The sequence below is a fragment of the Spirosoma endbachense genome, from assembly GCF_010233585.1.
Taxonomy (GTDB): Bacteria; Bacteroidota; Bacteroidia; order Cytophagales; family Spirosomataceae; genus Spirosoma; species Spirosoma endbachense.
The window spans coordinates 8,049,977-8,071,127 of sequence record NZ_CP045997.1; the positions used below are offsets into that span (position 1 = coordinate 8,049,977).

Below are 21,151 nucleotides of genomic sequence, written 5' to 3' on the forward strand. Positions count from 1 at the left end.
AGGTATTTTGTTTGTAGCTTTTCCTGAAAATAAAAGATTTCTGTTTGGCAAAATTGCTGGCAATCGCAAGCCAGTAATAAAGTCACAGATACCAGATATGAAGGGGCTCTATTAGTCCGTGTTGCTCATCAATAAAACTCTTAGTCTATATACTAAATTGATATTTGTTTAATCCCGTTGTTGACTTATGACATAATCTTCCTGCACGAACTACCAGTCACTTAAAACCTGCCAATAAAAAAACCGGAACGGCGGCAACCGTTCCGGTCGGTCACAACAAGATATTGGCACATGGCCTCCCGGCGATCGCAACGCCGGTTGGCCTACCTTGTTTCTCACGTAACCATTACAAAGTAATGCAAAAACTCTATGCAGTTTGGGTAATTCTATTACTCATTCCGTTCGGATTGTCGGCACAGTCGCCAGACAGTCCATCAAATACAACCAATGCTTCACTGACCGGCACCGTCCGGGCCGACAATGGCGAACTGCTTCCTGGCGTAAACATTGTCCTGAAAGGGCAGACAAAAGGTACTGTCACTGATGCCAACGGGCAGTTCAGCTTATCTGCCAAACCTGGCGATCTAGTAGTACTATCGGCTATTGGGTACAAAACAATTGAGGTGCGCGCAACGGGTTCGACGCCATTACGGGTGCAACTCGAAGCCGATTTGCGGCAGCTCAATGAAGTGATTGTGGTCGGCTATGGTACTGCGGAACGAAAAAACCTCATCGGTTCCATCGCCAAAATAGACCCCAGCGACACAAAAGTTATTCCGGTCGGGAGCGTAGACGCCCAATTGCAGGGCAAAGTGCCGGGCGTTCAGATTTCGAGTGCCACGGGTGTACCCGGCGAACGGGTCAATATTCGGGTGCGCGGGGCGACGTCCATCAACGGCAGTAATGACCCGCTTTACGTGGTCGATGGCGTGTTTATCAATAACAATAGCCTGCAAAGTATCAGTACGGGCGGTAAGGCGACCTCTCCAATTGCCGACATTAACCCGTCCGACATCGAAAGCATGGAAATTCTGAAAGATGCCGAAGCAACGGCTCTGTACGGTTCGCGCGGAGCTAATGGCGTTGTGATCATCACCACGAAACGGGGAGCGTTTGGTCAGCGGCCAACGATCAAGATCGATGCTTCGGCGGGGGCTGCCAAAGCGGCTAAACTTTGGGACCTGACAACCGGCCCGGAGCACGCTACGCTGGTGAACGAATGGTGGGTGAATACTGGCAAAGACGATCCGACGCTAAACCGGACGGTTGCTAACCGCCCATTCCGGCCTGTATCGGAGGGTGGGCGCGGGCTTCCCGAGGAGCAAAAAACGTACGATCGGCTGGGCGAACTGTTTCGTACGGCCCAACTCCGAAATTACGATATTTCGCTGACGGGCGGTACCCAAACGACCAAATACTACATTGGCGGTGGCTACAATACGCAGGAAGCCATTATTCGGCCTATTGATTTTAGCCGTGCCAGTTTTAAAGTAAACCTCGATCAGCAGGTAAACGATAAGATTCAGGTTGGGGTAAGTAATACGTTTACCCGCACCTACCGCAATCAGGGTCGCGCGGGCGATGGTCCGGCCGGAGGGCTGTTGCAGGCTGCGTTGCATACGCCTACCTACCTGTCACCAACGAATGATCAGGGCGTTTTGGTTGGCCGGGCCGGGTTCGATAACCTCACCCTGCTGATCAATAATTACAATGTTCACACCACCAGTCTTCGCTACATTGGCAATCTCTACGCCGATGCTCAACTGCTGCCGGGTCTGAAATTCCGGACCAGTTTCGGCATTGACTACAACAACTACAACGAGTCGGAATACTGGAATTCGCTCCTGATTTCGGGAAGCCCCAACGGTTATGCAACATCGAGCGTCAGCCAATACACAACCTGGCTGAACGAACAGACACTGACGTATCGGAAAAAGCTTGGCGCGAACCATTCGTTTGGTCTCCTGGTCGGTAATACGTTGCAAAGCGATAACCTAACGCGTACCTACGCCGAGGGGCGTGGTTTCCCGAATGACAACTTTACCCAGATTTCGTCGGCGGCCACAACGGCCAGCTCACAGAACTGGAGTAAAAGCACACTGGCTTCTTTTTTCGCCAAAGCCGACTACAATTTTGCGGGCAAATACCTGATTGATGCCAGCGTTCGGGCCGATGGCTCCTCGCGGTTTGGTTCATCGCGGAAGTGGGGTTATTTCCCGTCGGTGGGTGTGGCCTGGCGTATCAAGCAGGAAGAGTTTCTGCGCGACGCGACATTTATCAGTGACCTGAAATTCCGGGCCAGCTGGGGTGTAACGGGTAATCAGAACGGCATCGGCAACTTTGCCGCACAAGGTCTTTGGACCGGTGGCACGGGCTATCAGGGCAGTCCTGGTATCTCGCCCCAGCAGTTGGGCAATCCCGATTTGCAGTGGGAGCGGACCCGGCAGATCAACGCGGGGCTCGATGTGTCGCTGTTCAACGATCGGGTTGGCTTTGAGTTTAACGTCTACGACAAATACACCTCGAATGGCCTGCTACAAATCGCTCTTCCGGGCGCAACCGGCTTCAGTAACTACTGGAGCAATGCGGCCGAAATCAGCAACAAAGGTTTTGAATTTGGCATCAATACGGTCAATATTCGTCGGGGTGGGCTAACCTGGACGACCAGCTTCAACGTAGCGCAGAACGTTAACCGCATCGAGAAGCTGGCCACACCCCTGCGTTACGGAAGCCGCGACCTGATTCTCCAGCAGCAGGGATTCCCGCTGTATTCGTTCTGGGTCTATAAGCAGCTCTACGTAGATCCACAAACCGGCAATGTGGTCTACGACGATGTGAATAAAGACGGCAAAATAACCGTTGACGACCGGCAGCTGGTGGGGAGCATCTGGCCAAAATTCTTTGGTGGACTGACCAATAGTCTGACCTTTAAAGGGTTTGATATCAATCTGTTCTTCTCGTACCAGTACGGTAACAAGATTTATAATCACAACAAATTCTTTGGCGAGGGTGGGGGAGCGCGTGATGCTGCCCGCATCATTTTTGCGTCCAATCTGGCCCGCTGGCAGAAGCCCGGCGACATCACCGATGTACCGTGCCCCGATGGCATTAATGTCAACAACTACCGCGATGGCGGAAGCCGTTGGCTGGAAGATGGGTCGTTTTTGCGGCTCAAATCGCTGGCTATTGGTTATACGCTCCCCAAAGAGTTAACCCGTCGGGTGGGCATTCAGGGCCTACGGGTCTATGCCGTGGGTACGAATCTCTGGCTGCTGACCAAATACACGGGGCTCGATCCGGAGTCGAGTGCCAGCAGCGATCCGAATTCGCAGGGTATCGATCTGGGTACGCCTCCTCAACCTGTTGGTATACAGGGCGGTATTAGTCTGACTTTATAAACAGCCTCTTTCCGGTACTGTCTTTCCAGGTCATGTGTCTTCATCGACTACGGCAGGATATCACCCAAATGAATCAACCAATGAATCGCATAAAAATCATTTTTTCGCTGCTCCTGCTCCTGAGCGCCAGTAGTTGCAAGGAGTTTTTAGATGTCAAACCGCTGGAGTCGATCTCCGATACGGAAACGATAACCGATCAGAATTCTGCATTGACAGCCTTACGTGGCGTTTATAGCGCACTGGCCAGCGGTGATTATTACGGCACCAGTTTTCAGAGCATTGGCTACCTGACGGGCGATAATATTCAATGGACCGGCTCGCAGTCGCAGGTGCAGGAGTTTATCAACAAGAAAGTCAACGCCGATAACTCGACAATTGCCAGTGTCTGGGTCGCGATTTACCGGACGATCAACCGAGCCAATAATGTATTGGCGAAAGTGCCGGCTGTGACGGACCCAACCCTGACAACGGCCCTTAAAAACCAGTACCTCGGCGAAGCGTATACCATTCGTGCCCTGGCCTACTTCGATCTGGCCCGCACATTTGGTGGGGTGCCTATCATCACCAGTCCAACGACCAAACCGACGGATAATTCGGGCATTAAGCGGAGCAGTCAGGCCGATACCTATGCGCAGGTGCTGAAAGATCTGGAAGCGGCCGAACCACTCCTGCCAACTACGGTCGATCGCTATCGGGTGACGCAGAAAACGGTTTTTGCCCTGAAATCACGCTATTATCTGTATCAGAAAGACTACGCGAAGGCCGAAGATTACGCTACCCGGCTCATCAGCGATGCGACCAATTATAAGCTGCTGAAACCATACGGAGCCTTTTTTCAGAGCGATGCGCGGGGAACGGCTGAATCCGTATTCGAGATTTTCTATAACGGCACGACCGAAGTCAATAGCCATCGGGGCCAATGGCAGCCACAAACAAATGGCGGTACACGCCAGTGGGCTCCCAACGATGCGCTGGTGGCTCTGCTGAATAATCCAGCCATTGGCGGAAATCGCTCGGTACTCGTGGCTAAAGACAACCAGAACCGCTGGTACGGAAACCTCTATTACCGTAACCCGGCTTCCGACCCGTCGTACATCTTCCGAATTGCCGAAGCCTACCTGATTCGTGCCGAAGCCCGTGCGCAACAGGACAAACTCACCGATGCACTGACGGACCTCAACGCCGTACGCGATCGGGCGGGGCTGACCGCACTCACTACGGCCACAACCGCAACGAAAGATGCGGTCCTGCTGGCTGTGGAAAACGAACGGCGGGTCGAGTTTGCGCTGGAACCGCATCGCTGGTTCGACATCGTACGGACGGGCCGCGCTCAGGCTGTTTTTAACCTGACCGACGCAAACCGATCTGTGCTCCCCATTCCGGTGCAGCAACTGCTGACCGATAAAGCGCTGGAACAAAATCCTGGATACTGACCACTACTCAATTAACATCATCATGGGTTATTCAGAAACTATTTCCGCTCCGTCACCGACTAGCCAGCCTTTTACTGTTCCGGCTGATGGTCACTGGACAGTCGTCGAAAAAACAATTTTTCGATTCGTTTTCCTGTATTTTCTAATTCAGGCCTTACCACTCGATGCACAATTCTTCGTGAATCTGGTTGACTTTAATGGCGGATATACACGCTATCTGTTCAATCTATCGCACTACGCCCCCCGGTTTTTCGGCCCAGAGGATACCTTTGTTAACTGGGGCGTTGTGCTGGTGTTTGCCGCCATCGGTTCAGTGGTATGGTCGTTTCGGAACGATTCTAAAACCGACTACGACCAGTTGTATTACTGGCTTCGGGTTGTACTGCGCTATCGGCTGGCGCTGGGCGTGATTGCCTACGGATTCATCAAATTGTTCCCGTTGCAGGCGCCACTGCCGTCTATCAGCAACCTCAACACCGCTTATGGCGACCATACGGCCTGGAAGTTATTTTCGCTGTCGCTGGGGATCGTGCCCAATTACGAATCCTTTCTGGGGGCGGTCGAATTGGTAGGTGGCCTATTGTTGCTGCACCGCAAAACGGCCACGATTGGTACGTTGATTCTGCTGCCGTTTCTGGGGAATGTGTTCTTCTCGAATCTGGCTTATGAAGGGGGCGAATATGTCTATAGCGGACTACTCATCACGTTTGCGCTGGTTCTGTTTGCCTTCGATGCGATCCGTTTATTCCGGTTATTATCGCTGGAGTTGCCTGCGTCTCCCAATCGTTTTTATTTAGTTCTGAACGAGCAATGGCAGCGGTATGGACGACTCGCTCTCAAGTCGGTATTTATCCTGTTTACGGTCCTGCTTTATGGATTTACGACCTATTCAACCTACCGAAATGGCTCCGTTCGGTTTCCGAAAACACCGGGTTTGCCGGGTGCTGCCGGACTTTATAATGTACGTGAGTTTCGGGTAGGTGGCAAAACATTGCCTTATGCCAAAAACGACCCCGTTCGGTGGCAGAATGTGGTGTTCGAGACCTGGAATACGATCAGTATCAAATCGAACCGACCCGTCAGTATCGTCAATACGGTTACGGAAAAGCTGCCAGCTACCGACCGCACCGGCGGATCGACCGAAGAGGATTATGAATTTGCCGGATCGCAGGGGAGGCATTATTACCGCTATACCGTAGACCCGGCCCGAAACCTGTTGACTCTTAAAAACAGCAATCCTAACTACGCTGCCGAAACGCTGCAACTAACGTATACAAAAGCAGGTAACGGGCAGATTATTCTTGCTGGTCTGGACGAAAAACGCGATTCAGTCTACGCTGTTCTGGATAAAATCAACAAAAAATACCTCATCGACGAGGCCGCCAAAGCTGGTCGGCGCGGATCGCTCAAACTCTAATCTCCTCTGAACGATGGCAACCCCAAACATCACTCCCGAACGTGCGGACTTAGGACTGGTATCGCCCGAAGAATTAGCTGGGCCACCCCGGTCTGATGCGAGCCAATCCCGGCTGCAATCTCCATTTGTCGCTCAGTCAGCCGTTCAAGAGCGGCCCTGGCCAATCCCGGCTGAATCCGTATCGACTAAGTCAGTACCGGCCTGGACAGAAAACCAGAAAATCCTGTTCCGGATTGCGTTTGTGTTCTTCATCAGTATGTCGCTGCCCAACAGCCTCGACTGGTATAAAGAAATCCTGGAATTCGACTGGCTGCACCTGCATTACCGCGATCTCTACGACGTGGCCCGCTTTGGTTCAGGCCTGACAATCTTTGGCAATAAACTCTTCGGCAGTACGCTGAATGGGTACGCACCCTGGATCATTACGCTGATTTTTGCGACCGTTGCTGGGTTGATCTGGACGGCTGTCGCCCGGTTTCGCAACGCCGAAGCCCGTGATTACAAGCTGCTCTATTACTGGTTGCGGGTTGTTGTGCGCTATCGGGCGGGCATCGGCATTATTGGTTTCGGTTTCACCAAACTGATGCCTACCCAATTGCCGTATCCATCACTGGGTGTACTGAACACAAACTTCGGCGACCTGACGGCCCAGAAAATCTACTGGCTTTCAATTGGTATTGCGCCCTGGTATGAAGTGTTTACGGGGGTGGTCGAGGTGCTGGCGGGTGCTTTGCTGTTTTTTCGGGTCACCACATTCTGGGGTGCCGTGTTGCTGTTTGGGGCGCTGGCCGATATTGTTTACGTCAACTTCGCTTATGATGGAGGAGTGCATGGCTACAGTTCATATTTCGTGCTGTTGTCCGGCTTCCTGTTGATTTACTACATCAAAGACATTTACAACCTGCTCATCCGGGAGCGGCTGACAATTCCGAACTATTTCGCGCCAACGTTTACGGGCTGGCAGCAGTATGGGCGGATTGGACTGAAAACGCTCACGATCGGTCTATTTCTGGTGCTGCTGTTCTGGCTCCAGTACGTCAATTTCCGGTATGATCCCTATAAGCAACCGGCTCAAAAAGGCATCAAGGAACTCCGGGGCAATTACAACGTGACCGAGTTCCGGCTCAATGGTAAGGAGCTACCCTACTCACCACTGGATTCGGTACGCTGGCAGCAGGCTACCTTCGAAAACTGGACTACATTAACGTTCAAGGTCAATAAACCGGTTGAATTAGACCTCTCCAATGGGGGTGGTGCGCCCATGCGTGACATCAACCGAACTTTCGAACTGACGGGTGTTTCAGGTGGGCAGCGGGTATTTTATTACGAAGCCGACCCAGTCCATCACGTTCTGTATTTGCAGGATAAAAATCGGGGAGCCCGCAATGCCGAGAACCGGGAATTTCTGGGCAATAACCGCGATCTGGGCGGCACGAACGAAGGAGGGGCACGTGACCGATCGAGAGGTGAGGGCCGTCGCGGTGAAGACCGTCGCGGTGAAGACCGTCGCGGTGAAGGCCGGCGAAAAGACGATGCCGGTGAATCTGGCAAACCAGATAACTGGATTCCAAAAGAAGCGCTGGCAATCATTGGACCCGAAGACCCGAAGATTGATCCCATTGCCCGGTCGGCCCGGCGCACCAAAGGGATTGATGCCGAGAATCGCCCTGCCAAGCGTAATCGTATGATTCTCAGTTATACCGCACAGGATGGTGGCAATAAGGTCATCCTGCGGGGAATCAACGAAACGAAAGATTCGATTTATGTGGTGCTGGATCGCTATAACCGGAAATATGCCCTGTCGGAGAGTACCCTGAAAGCCGGTAAGTATGAGTAATGCATGGCTGGTGCTACCTGTTGGTTTGTTTGTTGCGGTTCTCGATCTATATCCGCGTCCGATTGCTGGCCCCATGTTTCCTGACAGGAACCAGGTGGGGATGAATCGAATGAGCGATCCGAAGGTCGACTCATTGCCTTCCCGATTTGGTTTGGGCAAACCGGCAACTATTGCCCAGATAACCCCGCTGGACATCGATGTGCGTCCTGATGGTCAGGGTTTACCTGCCGGATCGGGTACGGCAACGACCGGTGCGGTAATCTTCGCGGCAAAATGTGCTGCCTGTCATGGTGCGGGTGGGGTAGGAGGGCCCAACGGATCGTTGGTGACAACGACTCCGGCACCGGGAAAACGAACCGAAAAAGTGATTGGAAACTACTGGCCCTATGCCACAACTGTGTTCGATTACATTCGGCGGGCTATGCCGTTCAGTCAGCCGGGTTCATTGACCAATGAAGAAGTTTATTCGCTGACGGCTTACCTGCTGACGGCGAATAAACTGTTCGACGAAAAAGCCGTGCTAAATGCCCAGACATTGCCGAAGGTAGTCATGCCTGCTCAAAAACTATTCGTGCCCGACGACCGGAAAGCGGGACCAGAAATACACTAGGGAGAAACTAATGGAAAATGAATCATGGTGAAGCCTGCTAGCGACGGTGATCAACCGGCTAAACCCGCAACGATCACCCGCCGAACTTTATTGGGTGGAGCTGCTACTGCCGCTGTAGCGGTGGTACAAACCTCGTTTGCAAAGGGTTTGCAGATTGGTATTCCCCAGATTTCCGACGATCCAACGAAGCAGATGGGCGTTCCGCCGGGTAAGGTTGGAACACGGTCGTCATTTGAGAAACTGGCAAAAAATGCCTCCGATATTTCGTCGCGGTCGCCGTTGCAGGATTTGTACGGCACCATCACTCCTTCGGATCTGCATTTCGAGCGGCATCACAATGGGGTCCCGGCAATCGATCCGGCCAAATACGAACTGCTTATTCACGGCCTGGTCGAACGCCCAACGGTGTTCACACTGGCTGATCTGAAACGGTTTCCGTCGGTATCGCGCATTGCCTTTCTGGAATGTTCCGGCAATTTTCGTACGGGCAAAGAAACCATGTCTCCGCAGGAAATTTGTGGCCTCACCAGTCAGAGTGAATGGACCGGTGTGCTGCTTTCAACGCTGTTTCGGGAAGTGGGCGTAAAGCCCGGCTCCAACTGGTTTCTGGCTGAGGGCGGTGATGCTGCGCTGATGACCCGCAGCATTCCGACCAGCAAAGGCTGGAACGATGCCATCATTGCCTATGCGCAGAATGGCGAAGCGCTTCGGCCTGAACAGGGCTATCCGGTGCGGCTATTTCTGCCCGGTTGGGAAGGGAATACAAGCGTCAAATGGCTACGTCGGCTTGAACTGGGTGACGCTCCCTGGCAAACCCGAGAGGAAACCTCGAAATACTCAGAAGGCATTAAAGGAGGCAAAATCCGGCAATTTAGCTTTGACATCGACGCCCGATCGATCATTACCTTTCCGGCTTATCCGGTTCAGATTCAGAAAGGCTGGATCGAAATTCGGGGGCTGGCCTGGAGCGGTCGCGGAAAAGTGAGCCGGGTAGAGGTCAGTACAGATGCCGGTAAAAACTGGAAACTGGCTGATTTACAGGAGCCCATTCTGGATAAAGCACATGTACGATTCCGGCACCTGTGGCAATGGAATGGATCTGAAACCGAGATCATGAGCCGCGTAACCGACGAGACGGGCTACGTACAGCCAACGTTCGCCCAACTCATTGACGCACGGGGCGCCGATACTGGAGGCTATCATTTTAACCCGATTACGGTATGGCAAATCAAACCCGATGGGCGTGTGCTGAACCGGCCCGAAAATTTTCGATAAGCGATTATGGAAAATACGACAATTCCCGAATTAGTCCATCCTGCCACTGTTCGAAGAACCGTATTGCCTGCACACTGGCCGAAATATAGCCTGTTGCTGGCCGGACCACTGCTCTTTTGGGTATTGGGTTACAGCAATTTGTTGCCAGTTGCGCCAAAAATGCAGCTGGTTATTGGTGTTGCAGTCTGGATGATGGTCTGGTGGATCAGCGAGGTAGTAGCCTTACCCGTGACGGCTTTTTTACCCATAGTGCTGTTCCCGGCGCTGGGTATTCTGGATCTGCCGACTACAGCCGCCAACTACACCAATCCCACGATCCTGCTGTTTCTGTCGGGCTTTGTGTTTGCGCTGGCGGTTGAACGGCACAATCTGCACACCCGCATTGCACTTCACATCGTGCGTCTGATCGGTACGGCCAGCCACCGGCTGGTGCTGGGCTTTATGGTGGCTACGGCTTTTGTCAGTATGTGGGTGAACAATACGGCGGCTGCGCTGCTGATGCTGCCCATTGCGCAGTCGGTGCTTCATTTACTGGAAGACGATTTCCGGCGGGCGGGTCAGGAGCGCCAGTTTCGCCCTTTTGCGGTGAGTTTGCTGCTTGGCCTGGCCTATTCAGCCAGTATCGGAGGTATTGCCACCACCATTGGCACACCGACCAATGGCGTGTTGCTGGGTTTCCTGCGCGATTCCTACAAAACCGATATTTCGTTTACGGGCTGGTTTGTTGTCGGATTTCCACTGGCAGTATTGATGCTCACGGCCACATACCTCATTCTGGTCCGGCTCCTGTTTCCGGTGAGAGGCCATGCGTTGCCTGATGCATCGGCCATCATTCGAGATAAACTGACGGCATTGGGACCGATACGATATTCCGAATACGCTGTCAGTGGGCTGTTTTTGCTTACGGCCATTGGTTGGGTTTTTAGGGCGTTGTTCGTGAAGTGGCTGGGAGCCGATTTTCTGAATGACACGATCATTGGCATGAGCGGTGCTTTACTGCTCTTTCTGACTCCCGACCCGACCAGTAATACTGGTCTATTATTCGACTGGAGTAGTATGAATAAGTTACCCTGGGGTATTCTGTTCATGATCGGCGGAGGGCTGGCGCTGGCCAAAACGCTCGAAAGTTCCGGCATTATCGGACTGATCGGCGATACCGTTGCGTCGTCTGGTTCGCATGACTACAGCGGATTGCTTGTCGCGCTGGTAGGCATCACCTTGCTACTGAAAATAATCATTGCCAATACGCCACTGGCAACGGCGGCTCTTCCGATGGTTTTTGGGATTGCTACGGCCACCGGTATCGATCCGATTCTACTGGGCGCCCCCGTGACGTTTGCAGCTAGTTTTGCGTTCGTGCTGCCCATGTCGACACCACCGAACGCCATTGTGCTGGCAACCAGCCAGGTTACGATTCGGGATATGATCAAAGCCGGGTTACTACTGGCATTGGTAGGTTTCCTGCTGCTGATTGCGTTTGGCGGAGCCTACAAATGGATGACCAACTGAACAGACCTGAACCACAAGACAAAACGAATTAACCTTTCTCAAAAATAAATCAAATGGAAACTGTTGCTGAACCAATCACTAAAACTAATCCTACACTAACCGAAGACTGGACCGTCGTGGTGCTCGGCCTGCTGATTATTGCCCTTTCGCTTTCGGGTGTAGTGATTCCTGCGCCTGCGTTTGGCTGGAAAGAGGGAAGTGATCTGACAGCTACGGTGTTGAGTGCCAAAAACGGACTGATAATTCTCGAACAATTCGGTTTCACGTATGCCATTGCCCTCATTGGTGCCATTTTAACGGGCAAGCCATTGCGGTCCACGCTGTTCGGATTTCCAATCATTTTTGGGCTGACAGTACTGGCCCTGGTGCTGGCTGGAAATAAAACGCTGAAAGATCTGAACCTGGAAGCAGTCATTTTCAGCTTAGGCATTGGTTTGCTGGTGGGTAATCTGGTTCAACTACCCGACTGGCTGAAGGGCGCACTGGCTACGGAGTTGTTCGTCAAAATAGGGTTGGTATTGCTGGGAACGACTGTCATTTTTGGTGATATTCTGAAAGCCGGATCACTAGGATTGGTGCAGGCTCTGGTCGTGGTGGTGTCGGTCTGGTATTTTGCCTACTGGATCAGTAAACGGCTGAAAATAGACGATGAACTGACCATGATGCTGGCGTCGGCCGTGTCGATCTGTGGGGTGTCAGCAGCCATTGCAACCTCGGGAGCGATTCAGGGCGATAGCAAAAAGCTTTCCTATGTTATTTCGCTGGTACTGATTACGGCGATTCCAATGATGTTGTTCATGCCCTATGCAGCGCACGCGCTCGGTTTGTCGCCGGAGGTAACGGGAGCCTGGCTGGGCGGAACGATCGATACAACCGGTGCGGTTGTGGCATCAGGAACATTAGCGGGCGATGAGGCTTTAAAAATCAGTACCATTGTCAAATTTTCGCAGAATGTGTTGCTGGGCGTGGCCGCTTTTGCCATTAGCGTATACTGGACCTATACTAAAAACCAGTCTGCCGATGTGCAGACCAGTAAACCAACTTTGGGCGTCATCTGGGAGCGATTTCCGAAGTTTATTCTGGGCTTTCTGGGAGCATCATTGCTGTTTTCTTTTGTGTTGGATGCGGAAACGGTAGACAGCGTAAAAGGAAGTCTAAAAAGCCTTCAGGGACTATGGTTTGCGCTGGCCTTCACCAGCATTGGCCTTGAAACCCGCTTTGCGGATCTGTTCAAAGCCGACAATCGCCGACCGCTTTACGCCTTTTTGATTGCCCAGACATTCAATATTTTTATCACGCTAATAATCGCGTATTTTCTGTTTCGGTAAGCTTTACGATCGGGCTGGATGCTGGCCCGATTGCAGTAAATTCTACGCTGACCAGCGGGTGAAGTAGTAAATTTTCAAGAAAAGTATTCTTTTCTTATAGATTATATAGGAATTTGTTGCTTTTTTGAAAACAGAGGCTCTATATTTGAATCGTCTTACACTTACTACCTGCAAAGTAGCTGTGGATTTATACCGAAAGGGGGAGAGACAGGCTCATTGAACCCTTAGCAACGTTCCAGTTGGAAACCGTGCTAACCTGCCTAATTGGTTAGGAACTATAAATTTACACCCGCTCCGGCGGACAGGCATGATTACCCAAACATCTTCTTCCGGCTCCTGTAGAATCAGGAATTCACGCAATTTGGCTCTACAATTCTGTTGTTGCCTTTGTTGATTGGCGGACCAATGATCTATTGGCTGTACTGTTGATTGATTATTCGTAACTCCATCTCGATACGTCGGCTAAATAGCTCCCGCTGATTTATTCTGTATCAATATATTCTACTTAATATATAGAATATATGTATTAATAATTATTCCTGTGAACTCACCACCAGTTTACGGTCTAGACACAAACACCATGACACACAAAGTTTTACGCACGTTTTACCGCTTACTGCATTTGAGCATTGCCCTTTTATGGCTTTCACAAAATGCTCTAGCCCAGGGACAGTCGGTTTCTGGAACAATCAGGGACAAAGCAACCGGAGAAGGGTTGTCCGGAGTATCTGTTGTAGTGAAGGGGACAACCACAGGCACAACATCTGACCAGGAAGGACGATTTAAATTGAACGCTCCCTCAAACGCAACCCTGATTTTCTCATTCATTGGCTATTCATCTGTGGAGCAACCCGTACAGGGCCGAACAGCTTTTTCAATTGATCTGAGTGCCGATACGAAGCAACTCAGCGAAGTGATGGTGGTTGGCTATGGTACGCAGACAAAAGCCGAATTTACGGGATCGGCTGTGCGGGTCAACGGCGACGCGATCAAACAACAACCCGTACAAAGTTTCGATCAGGCCCTTCAGGGGCGGGCCGCCGGAGTAAGTATTGCGCAGCCCAATGGCGTACTCAACAATCCGCCCGTGATCCGGATTCGCGGAGTAAATTCAATCTCGCTGAGTTCGTATCCACTGGTTGTGGTCGATGGTATTCCTATCAATACGGGAAATGTGTCGGCTAGTACGGCTGTACCCAACAACCCGCTCGGCGACATCAATCCCGCCGATATTGAATCGATCGATGTGCTGAAAGATGCCGCTTCGACTTCCATTTACGGTTCACGGGCTGCTGCGGGTGTGTTGCTGATCACCACCAAGCGCGGAAAAGAAGGGAAGCCACGGATCAGCTATGAGACCTGGGTTGGCTCTTCCGAAACGGTTCGGCTACCCAAGCTATTGAACGCTGAACAATACATCGCCATCAAGAATGAAGCTGTTTTGAATGCCAAGATTCTGGGCGGTAATCAGAACAACGACAATGTTGCATCGGCACTTTTCTTTCAGAATAATAATCCCGATGGTTCTCCTATCGACACCCGGTGGTACGATTACATCTACCGGACGGGGGTATCGCAAAGCCACAATATCAGCGTATCGGGTGGTACAAAATCAACGACCTATTATTTCTCTGCCAACTACACCAAGCAGCAGGGAATTCTGAAAGGAAATGATTTTAACCGGAAAGGTGCCCGATTTAATATCGATCAGGACATTACAAACTGGCTGAAACTGAAAGCGAGCGTTTCCTATAATACCAGTTTCAATCTGTCGCCCTACTCGGGGTCAACCCCCAATACGACCTTCCTGCTGGTCTCGGCAGCCCGCCTGGCCATCGCCCTGCCACCAAATGTACCCGTCTATAATACAGATGGGAGCTATAGCATCAATCCCGCCAGCCCGAACACAATTGGCATGGGCAACAATCAGGTGATCAGTAATTTCGGAAACCCGGTAGCACTGCTGGATTTAAACCGGTATTCATCCGAAAACGACCGGATCATCGGTAGTTTCAGCGCGAATGCCAAACTGCTGAAGAACCTCGACTTTACAACGACTTACTCCATTGACCGTCTGCGAACTGATAACATCAGTTTCGATAGTCCGATTCAGGGGAATGGCTATTCGAGCAAGGGCTCGGCCACCAACGTCAGTGCCGTTCGCGATAACTGGGACTGGGCCAATACACTGACATATAATGAGACCTTTGGCAGCAAACATGCCCTGTCGGTTCTGGCGGGATATGACGTGCAGAAGTTTAATAATTCATCCTGGGGGGCCACCCGCACGCAGACGTCTGATCCATTTTTTCAGAATTATCAGGGGAACTGGGGCTCGATTACGGCCTCAAACAACGACCTGAATGAGCGGGCTTATCTGTCGTTCTTTTCGCGGCTGACGTATGATCTGAGTAAGAAATATTTCGCTACCATCAACTTCCGGCGGGATGGTAACTCAGCCCTGGGAACCGGTCGGAAATACGGAAACTTCGGCGGAGTATCGGCCGGGTGGGCCTTATCGGAGGAGCCATTCTATAAAAACTCACGACTGTCCACAACTCTCAGTAATGTTAAACTCCGGGCCAGCTGGGGCCGGGTCGGTAATGGTAACCTGAGCGATTCGTATAGCTCACTGGAATTGTATAGTGGCTCGCTGTATGGGAATGTGCCGACCTGGTCGATTTCGCAGGCGGGTAACCCCAACTTAGGCTGGGAAACCAGCGACCAGACGAACATCGGTGCTGATCTGGGCTTCCTCAACGACCGCGTACAGGTTGAACTGACGTATTTTAATAACAATGTCAACGGTCTGATTCTGAGTGCTCCACAGGCCGTATCGAAAGGCATTCCCAGTAATTCGATTCTGGGTAATGTCGGGGCCATGTACAACCAGGGCATTGAACTGGGTATTACTGGAACCGTTGTTCGGAAAGGTGACTTTTCCTGGAATGCTTCGCTCAATTACACCAATCTGACCAATAAAGTAACGGCATTGTCGGATGGTAATACCGACATCGTCGGAACAACCATGGTCGCCTATGAGGCCACGAACGTCACGCGGGTTGGCTATTCGGTGGGGAGTTTGTATGGGGCTAAAACGGCCGGAGTAAATCCTGATAATGGCCGTCGCATTTTTATCAACGCCAAAGGCGAGAAAGTGCAGTATAGCCAGGTTGTGGCACCGGGCGAAAGCCAGTGGACGTACCTGGATGGCAAGACGGCCCCCGCCATTACGGGCGCAGACTATTACCTGATTGGCAATGCATTACCGAAATGGTACGGCGGCTTTTCCAATAATTTCAAGTACCGGAATTTCGATGCTGGGTTTAACCTGACCTTTTCGGGTGGTAACCTGATCATGAACGGTACCCGTGCCACGCTGCTCGATCAGCGCGCTTATAATAACTCGACGGAGGTGCTGACACGCTGGCAGAAACCCGGTGACATTACCGATGTACCACGCCTGGTTTACAATGATCAGACATCGACTGGATCGTCGTTTCCCGTATCGACCAATGCCGAAAAAGGTGATTTCCTCCGTCTGCAAACGGCATCGATCGGCTACCGGTTGCCAACTGCGCTGTTCGGTAAAACAGGGATTAGCTCGCTTCGTGTGTACGCTCAGGGTTCCAATCTGTTTTTACTGACGCCTTACAAAGGAGCTGATCCGGAATCATCCTCGAACGGTAATTCCAATACGACGCCGGGTGTAGAGAAAAATTCCATTGGCCAGGCCCGAACCTTTACCGTTGGGCTCAACGTGGGCTTTTAAGCCGACTTTATATCGCATTCCACCAAGTAAAAAAGCTTGTAGTTTATGGTCTGTCGTTTATAGTACTTCTTGAAAGTCAATGTTTTAGTGAGCGAGTTGCAGGCCGTAAGCTAAACGCTATGAACGACAGCCATAAGCTACATTAACCAGTATTTACCCCGCATGAAAACATATAATTTCAGTAAAGCCATCGGTCGTTCAGGCCGGTACATCAGCCTTGGTCTGTTGCTAACCGTCTCGGCTTGTAATGAAACCGAGTTGTTGAATCCGGCACCCGTAACCTCAATCAGTGGAGCCAATGCGTTCGACACGCCCGACCGGATTCTGGGCCTGGTCAACGGTATTTACAAAGCGCTGAAAAACGCGAATTTTTATGGTGGCAATTATTATACCTATCAGGAAGCCCGCGGTGAGGAGTTCATCAACCGAACGAGCAATACGTTTACGGCTTATGAGGCATGGAATCAGACCCTGAATTCGGGCTCCAACTTCGTGGCGGGTTTCTGGGCGGCAGCTTATGCGACCATTAACAACGCCAACATTCTGATTAAAGGGCTGACTGACAATCCGAACAAAGTAAGTGCGACCCTCACGAAGCAATACATTGCTGAGGCTAAATTTACGCGGGCGCTTAGCTATTTCAGCCTCGTTACGCTTTATGCACGTCCGTTCAACGAAAACAAAGGGGCATCGCCCGGTTTGCCACTGCGTTTGCAGGCCGAAACAACCACGGCCAACAACGACCTGAAACGTAGTTCGGTCGCTGAGGTATACACCCAGATTCTGAAAGATCTGGATGAAGCCGAAGCCGACCTTCCGCTCACGTATTCGACAGCGTTGCTCAATACAACCAGAGCACACCGCAACACGGCCATTGCGCTAAAAACGCGCGTATACCTGAACAGCGGTAACTGGGCAAAAGTGATTGAGGAAGCGAAGAAGATTGTGTCGGTTAGTGCACCCTATTCGGCGGCTACGGGCGTGAATCACAAGCTGCAAACGATCACCGAAATTTTTACGACCAATTACACCAGTACCGAGTCGATTCTGTCGGTTCCGATGACCGAACTTGACAATGTGACGGGTCAGTCGTCGTTTCCGTATGTCTTTAATGCCAATTCGGAGTATAACCTGAATCCGAGCGGCATTTGGGGCGACACCGAATGGAAATCGACGGACGCGAGACGGACGTTTGCGCGCACTGCTTCCGGCGTTCAGTTTCTGACAAAATACAACAAACCATCGCCGTTTCTGGATTATCTGCCCATTATCCGGTACTCGGAAGTGCTTCTGAATTACGCCGAAGCGGCTGCCCGCACGGGCGATCTCACAACGGCTACCAATCTGCTTAAAGCTGTTCGAAACCGTTCGGATGCCAGCTACACGTTCCCGGCGACTGTCGTAGGAGCCCAGTTGTCGCTGATTGGTACGATTCTGAAAGAACGACGCATCGAGTTGCTGGGCGAAGGCTTTCGGTCAAATGATTTGCTCAGAAACCTGTTGCCATTACCGGCCAAGTCGAGTAGTTCGAACAGTGCTCCGGCGGTCGAGCCTTCACAAAGCAATTACGCCTTTCCGCTTCCCAACACCGAGATCACGACCAATAAGTTGCTGTTGAGCTAATTACACCTGATTTTATCCATGATACTACGCATTTTAGCCGGTTGCCTGATTGTATTTAGCGCGATGGGACAGCGGGCCCGCCAGCCCGAGCATCAGCACGATGTGCATGATGGCGATAGCCACGATCTCGGCCATAGCCATCTGGCTCACATTCAGGATTACCGCAAGGAAACGGTTTATGTACACAATCTGCCCGCCCCTGAACTGATCAGCGGCATTGGGGCTGTTGAGTTCAGGATCACAACGTCGTCGAAACAGGCCCAGACCTTTTTTAATCAGGGTGTGGCCTTGCTGCATTGCTTCTGGGATTTCGAGGCCTATCGTGCTTTTAAAGAAGCCATTCGATCCGATTCAACGGCTATTATGCCCTACTGGGGCTTATACAGTGCGATCGGAGCCATTGAAGGAAATGATTTCAATGCGGATAAAAAGCTGGCGATCCGGAAACTGAAAGCACTGAAAGTGTCGGCTTCGGAGCACGAGAAACTCTATGCCGAAGGGATTCTGTTACGCGATGCCGATAGTGAGAACGGCAAGCAGGGATACCAGAAAAAACTGGAGGTAATTGTGCATAAATACCCCGCCGATGTGGATGCCAAGTTGTTTCTGGCCCTGAGTAAAATGGGTGGCTATGATACCGAGATGAATCCGCGCGAAGGCCAGATGTATGCGGAATATTTGCTGCGCGATCTGCTCAAAACCTATCCGAACAATGCTGCCGTGCACCATTACTGGATTCACCTGATGGAAAATTGCTGCCCCGAACAAGCGGTCCAAAGTGCTGAATTGCTGCCCAAACTGGCTCCCGCTTCGGGACATATGGTGCACATGCCCGGTCATATCTACTACAAAATCGGCGATTATAAAAAGGCGTATGATGCCTTCAAGGCTTCGCTGGCGGTTGATTCGGCCTACATGAAAAAGCAGCATATACCGGAGGTTGATGCCTGGAATTATATCCACAACATCAACTACCTGCTCTCGAATTGTGCTGAAGACGGGCGCTATGCAACGGCCTTGCAGTATGCCGAGAAACTGCAAAATATGCCCGCAACCAAAGAGCGGAAACGGAAATATGAAGGCCGTTTTTTCTATCAGGGCGTGATTGCTCCGGCAAAAATGGAATTATGTTTTGGTTTTTATAAGAAGGCCGCTGACCGACTGGCAGCCATAAAACTCGATAAAGATAGCCTGTATACGACCAAAGCGATCGCCTACAAAGATGGGCTTTACTACTTCGCTTCGGGGATGGACGCCGTTAAAAACAATCGGATTGAGGACGCCAAACGATTTGCTGATGCACTGGATGGGTCGCTCTGGCGAAATGCCAATCAGCAAACACCCGACGATGTGATCACGATCCGTCGACTGAACGATCTAAACGTGGCTTCGCTGGAGTTGCAGGGCGTCATTAAAAGTGCCGAAAATAAGTACAGCGACGCTATTGCACTGCTGGAAAAAGCCAAGAAAAAAGAAGACGATCTGGGCTATAGCGAACCACCTTCCTACGCGCGCCCGGTGCTGATCAGTCTGGCCGAGACACATCTGAAGGCCAATCAATACGATAAAGCGATCGCGGCCTATACCCAATTACTGGAACGACATCCGAATTCGGCGAATGCGTATTGGGGACTTTATAAGGTCTACAAGCAGAAAGGGGATGTGGCAAAAACAAAGGAGTACGCTAACCACCTGCACGCTACGGCCCAGTTTGGCGACAAAGCCTTGTTCCCTTTATGACCGATGCGGTGGTGTCAGTTACCGTGGTGTCAGTTTCTAAAAACTGACACCACGGTAACTGACACCACGACAGATTCTCAAATCTGCATTCCTGACGCGAAATGTCGGTTTTTAGAAACCGACACCACAGTGCCTCAAAGATAATTAGTATAAAACGTTCAACCAATTAACTAGATACGATCATGAAAAAACAAATGAACTGGCTGTTGCTGTTACCGCTGTTATTACTGGCGTTCACTATCGACTCATCGTATGAAGAAGAAATAAAACTGTGGCACGCAAAACGGGTAGAAGACCTCAAAAAAGAAGAAGGGTGGCTTAATCTGGCGGGGTTATTCTGGCTCAACGAAGGCGACAATACCTTTGGGGGTAGTGATAAAAATATCATCGTGTTTCCGGCCGATCACAGCAATGCACAACTAGGCAAAATCATCCTGAAAAAAGGGAAAGTCACCGTAGAAGCGACACCCGGCTCTCAGATTTTTGAGGGGGATAAGCCCGTCACCAGCCTCGATATTTTCCCCTATACGGGCAAGCCTATTGTGCTGAAACACCAGTCGCTACGGTGGTTCGTGATTCAGCGGGGCGACAAATACGCCATTCGTTTGCGCGATCTGGAAAGCCCGTATTTGAAAGAGTTCAAGGGAATCGACACCTATCCAATCAGTACAGACTGGCGGGTAAAAGCGAAGTTCGTGCCTACGCCTGGGAAGAAAATAGCCATTACTGACATTACGGGCCGGGTAAGTGATCAGGTGTCGCCGGGGAGATTACTGTTTACGGTGAACGGCAAAGAATATAGTCTGGATGCTACCGGGACAACCAGTCGATTGCATTTCGTTTTCGCCGATCAGACCAATAAACATGACACCTATGGCGGTGGTCGATTCCTGGATGCGCCTGGCCCGGACGCTGATGGCTACACGTATCTGGATTTTAACAAAGCCACCAATCCGCCCTGCGCCTTCACGCCCTATGCAACCTGCCCAACACCGCCCAAGGAAAACAAACTGGCCGTAGCGATTGCCGCCGGTGAAAAACGCTACGGTGACCATTGAGACCAGTACTCTTCCAATTTATAGTTTATACGTACTAGTCATGAATGTGGTTGTACAAAACCTATAAGGTTTCAAAAACCTTATAGGTTTAAATTGGCCAAGCATTAGCCGTTACCTGTATCCTAATTCAGGTGATACTGGCAGATGAAGA

The 21,151-nt window shown here is 51.1% G+C and carries 12 protein-coding genes and 1 riboswitch; all 12 genes read left to right on the forward strand.

The annotated features are described in order from the left end of the window. Positions 1 to 356 precede the first annotated feature (356 nt). The 12 genes from GJR95_RS32810 to GJR95_RS32865 all read left to right on the forward strand — a co-directional run bounded on the left by GJR95_RS32810 (position 357) and on the right by GJR95_RS32865 (position 21,000). Positions 357 to 3,398 carry a SusC/RagA family TonB-linked outer membrane protein gene (locus tag GJR95_RS32810; protein ID WP_162389879.1) on the forward strand — a complete coding sequence of 1,014 codons (3,042 nt, stop codon included), beginning with the start codon at positions 357 to 359 and terminating at the stop codon, positions 3,396 to 3,398. Positions 3,399 to 3,478: 80 nt separating this feature from the next. Then, on the forward strand, positions 3,479 to 4,831 hold the full coding sequence (locus GJR95_RS32815; RefSeq protein ID WP_162389880.1) for a RagB/SusD family nutrient uptake outer membrane protein: 1,353 nt from the start codon (positions 3,479 to 3,481) through the stop codon (positions 4,829 to 4,831). Positions 4,832 to 4,853: 22 nt separating this feature from the next. Beyond that, complete coding sequence (locus GJR95_RS32820) at positions 4,854 to 6,248, forward strand: DoxX family protein (RefSeq protein ID WP_232540935.1); 1,395 nt, start codon at positions 4,854 to 4,856, stop codon at positions 6,246 to 6,248. A 13-nt stretch (positions 6,249 to 6,261) separates the two neighbouring features. Next, the gene (locus GJR95_RS32825) at positions 6,262 to 8,085 is read left to right on the forward strand and encodes a hypothetical protein (RefSeq protein ID WP_162389881.1); all 1,824 of its coding nucleotides are present in this window, start codon (positions 6,262 to 6,264) and stop codon (positions 8,083 to 8,085) included. A 100-nt stretch (positions 8,086 to 8,185) separates the two neighbouring features. Continuing rightward, complete coding sequence (locus GJR95_RS32830) at positions 8,186 to 8,695, forward strand: c-type cytochrome (RefSeq protein ID WP_232541310.1); 510 nt, start codon at positions 8,186 to 8,188, stop codon at positions 8,693 to 8,695. Between the two features lie 24 nt (positions 8,696 to 8,719). Next, a complete protein-coding gene (gene soxC, locus GJR95_RS32835) occupies positions 8,720 to 9,970 on the forward strand; it encodes a sulfite dehydrogenase (protein ID WP_162389882.1) in 1,251 nt (416 codons plus the stop codon). A 6-nt stretch (positions 9,971 to 9,976) separates the two neighbouring features. Continuing rightward, the gene (locus GJR95_RS32840; protein WP_162389883.1) at positions 9,977 to 11,479 is read left to right on the forward strand and encodes an SLC13 family permease; all 1,503 of its coding nucleotides are present in this window, start codon (positions 9,977 to 9,979) and stop codon (positions 11,477 to 11,479) included. 53 nt (positions 11,480 to 11,532) lie between these two features. Continuing rightward, positions 11,533 to 12,807 carry a YeiH family protein gene (locus tag GJR95_RS32845; protein WP_162389884.1) on the forward strand — a complete coding sequence of 425 codons (1,275 nt, stop codon included), beginning with the start codon at positions 11,533 to 11,535 and terminating at the stop codon, positions 12,805 to 12,807. Positions 12,808 to 12,991: 184 nt separating this feature from the next. Further along, positions 12,992 to 13,091, forward strand: a riboswitch (SAM riboswitch). 296 nt (positions 13,092 to 13,387) lie between these two features. Then, on the forward strand, positions 13,388 to 16,579 hold the full coding sequence (locus GJR95_RS32850) for a SusC/RagA family TonB-linked outer membrane protein (protein WP_162389885.1): 3,192 nt from the start codon (positions 13,388 to 13,390) through the stop codon (positions 16,577 to 16,579). A gap of 162 nt (positions 16,580 to 16,741) precedes the next feature. Beyond that, positions 16,742 to 18,202, forward strand: coding sequence for a RagB/SusD family nutrient uptake outer membrane protein (locus GJR95_RS32855; protein WP_162389886.1), 1,461 nt, complete (start codon positions 16,742 to 16,744; stop codon positions 18,200 to 18,202). Positions 18,203 to 18,220: 18 nt separating this feature from the next. Further along, the gene (locus tag GJR95_RS32860; protein WP_162389887.1) at positions 18,221 to 19,942 is read left to right on the forward strand and encodes a tetratricopeptide repeat protein; all 1,722 of its coding nucleotides are present in this window, start codon (positions 18,221 to 18,223) and stop codon (positions 19,940 to 19,942) included. 182 nt (positions 19,943 to 20,124) lie between these two features. Next, positions 20,125 to 21,000 (forward strand): DUF1684 domain-containing protein, encoded by an 876-nt coding sequence (locus GJR95_RS32865; RefSeq protein WP_162389888.1) that lies wholly within the window; start codon positions 20,125 to 20,127, stop codon positions 20,998 to 21,000. Positions 21,001 to 21,151: the final 151 nt, after the last annotated feature.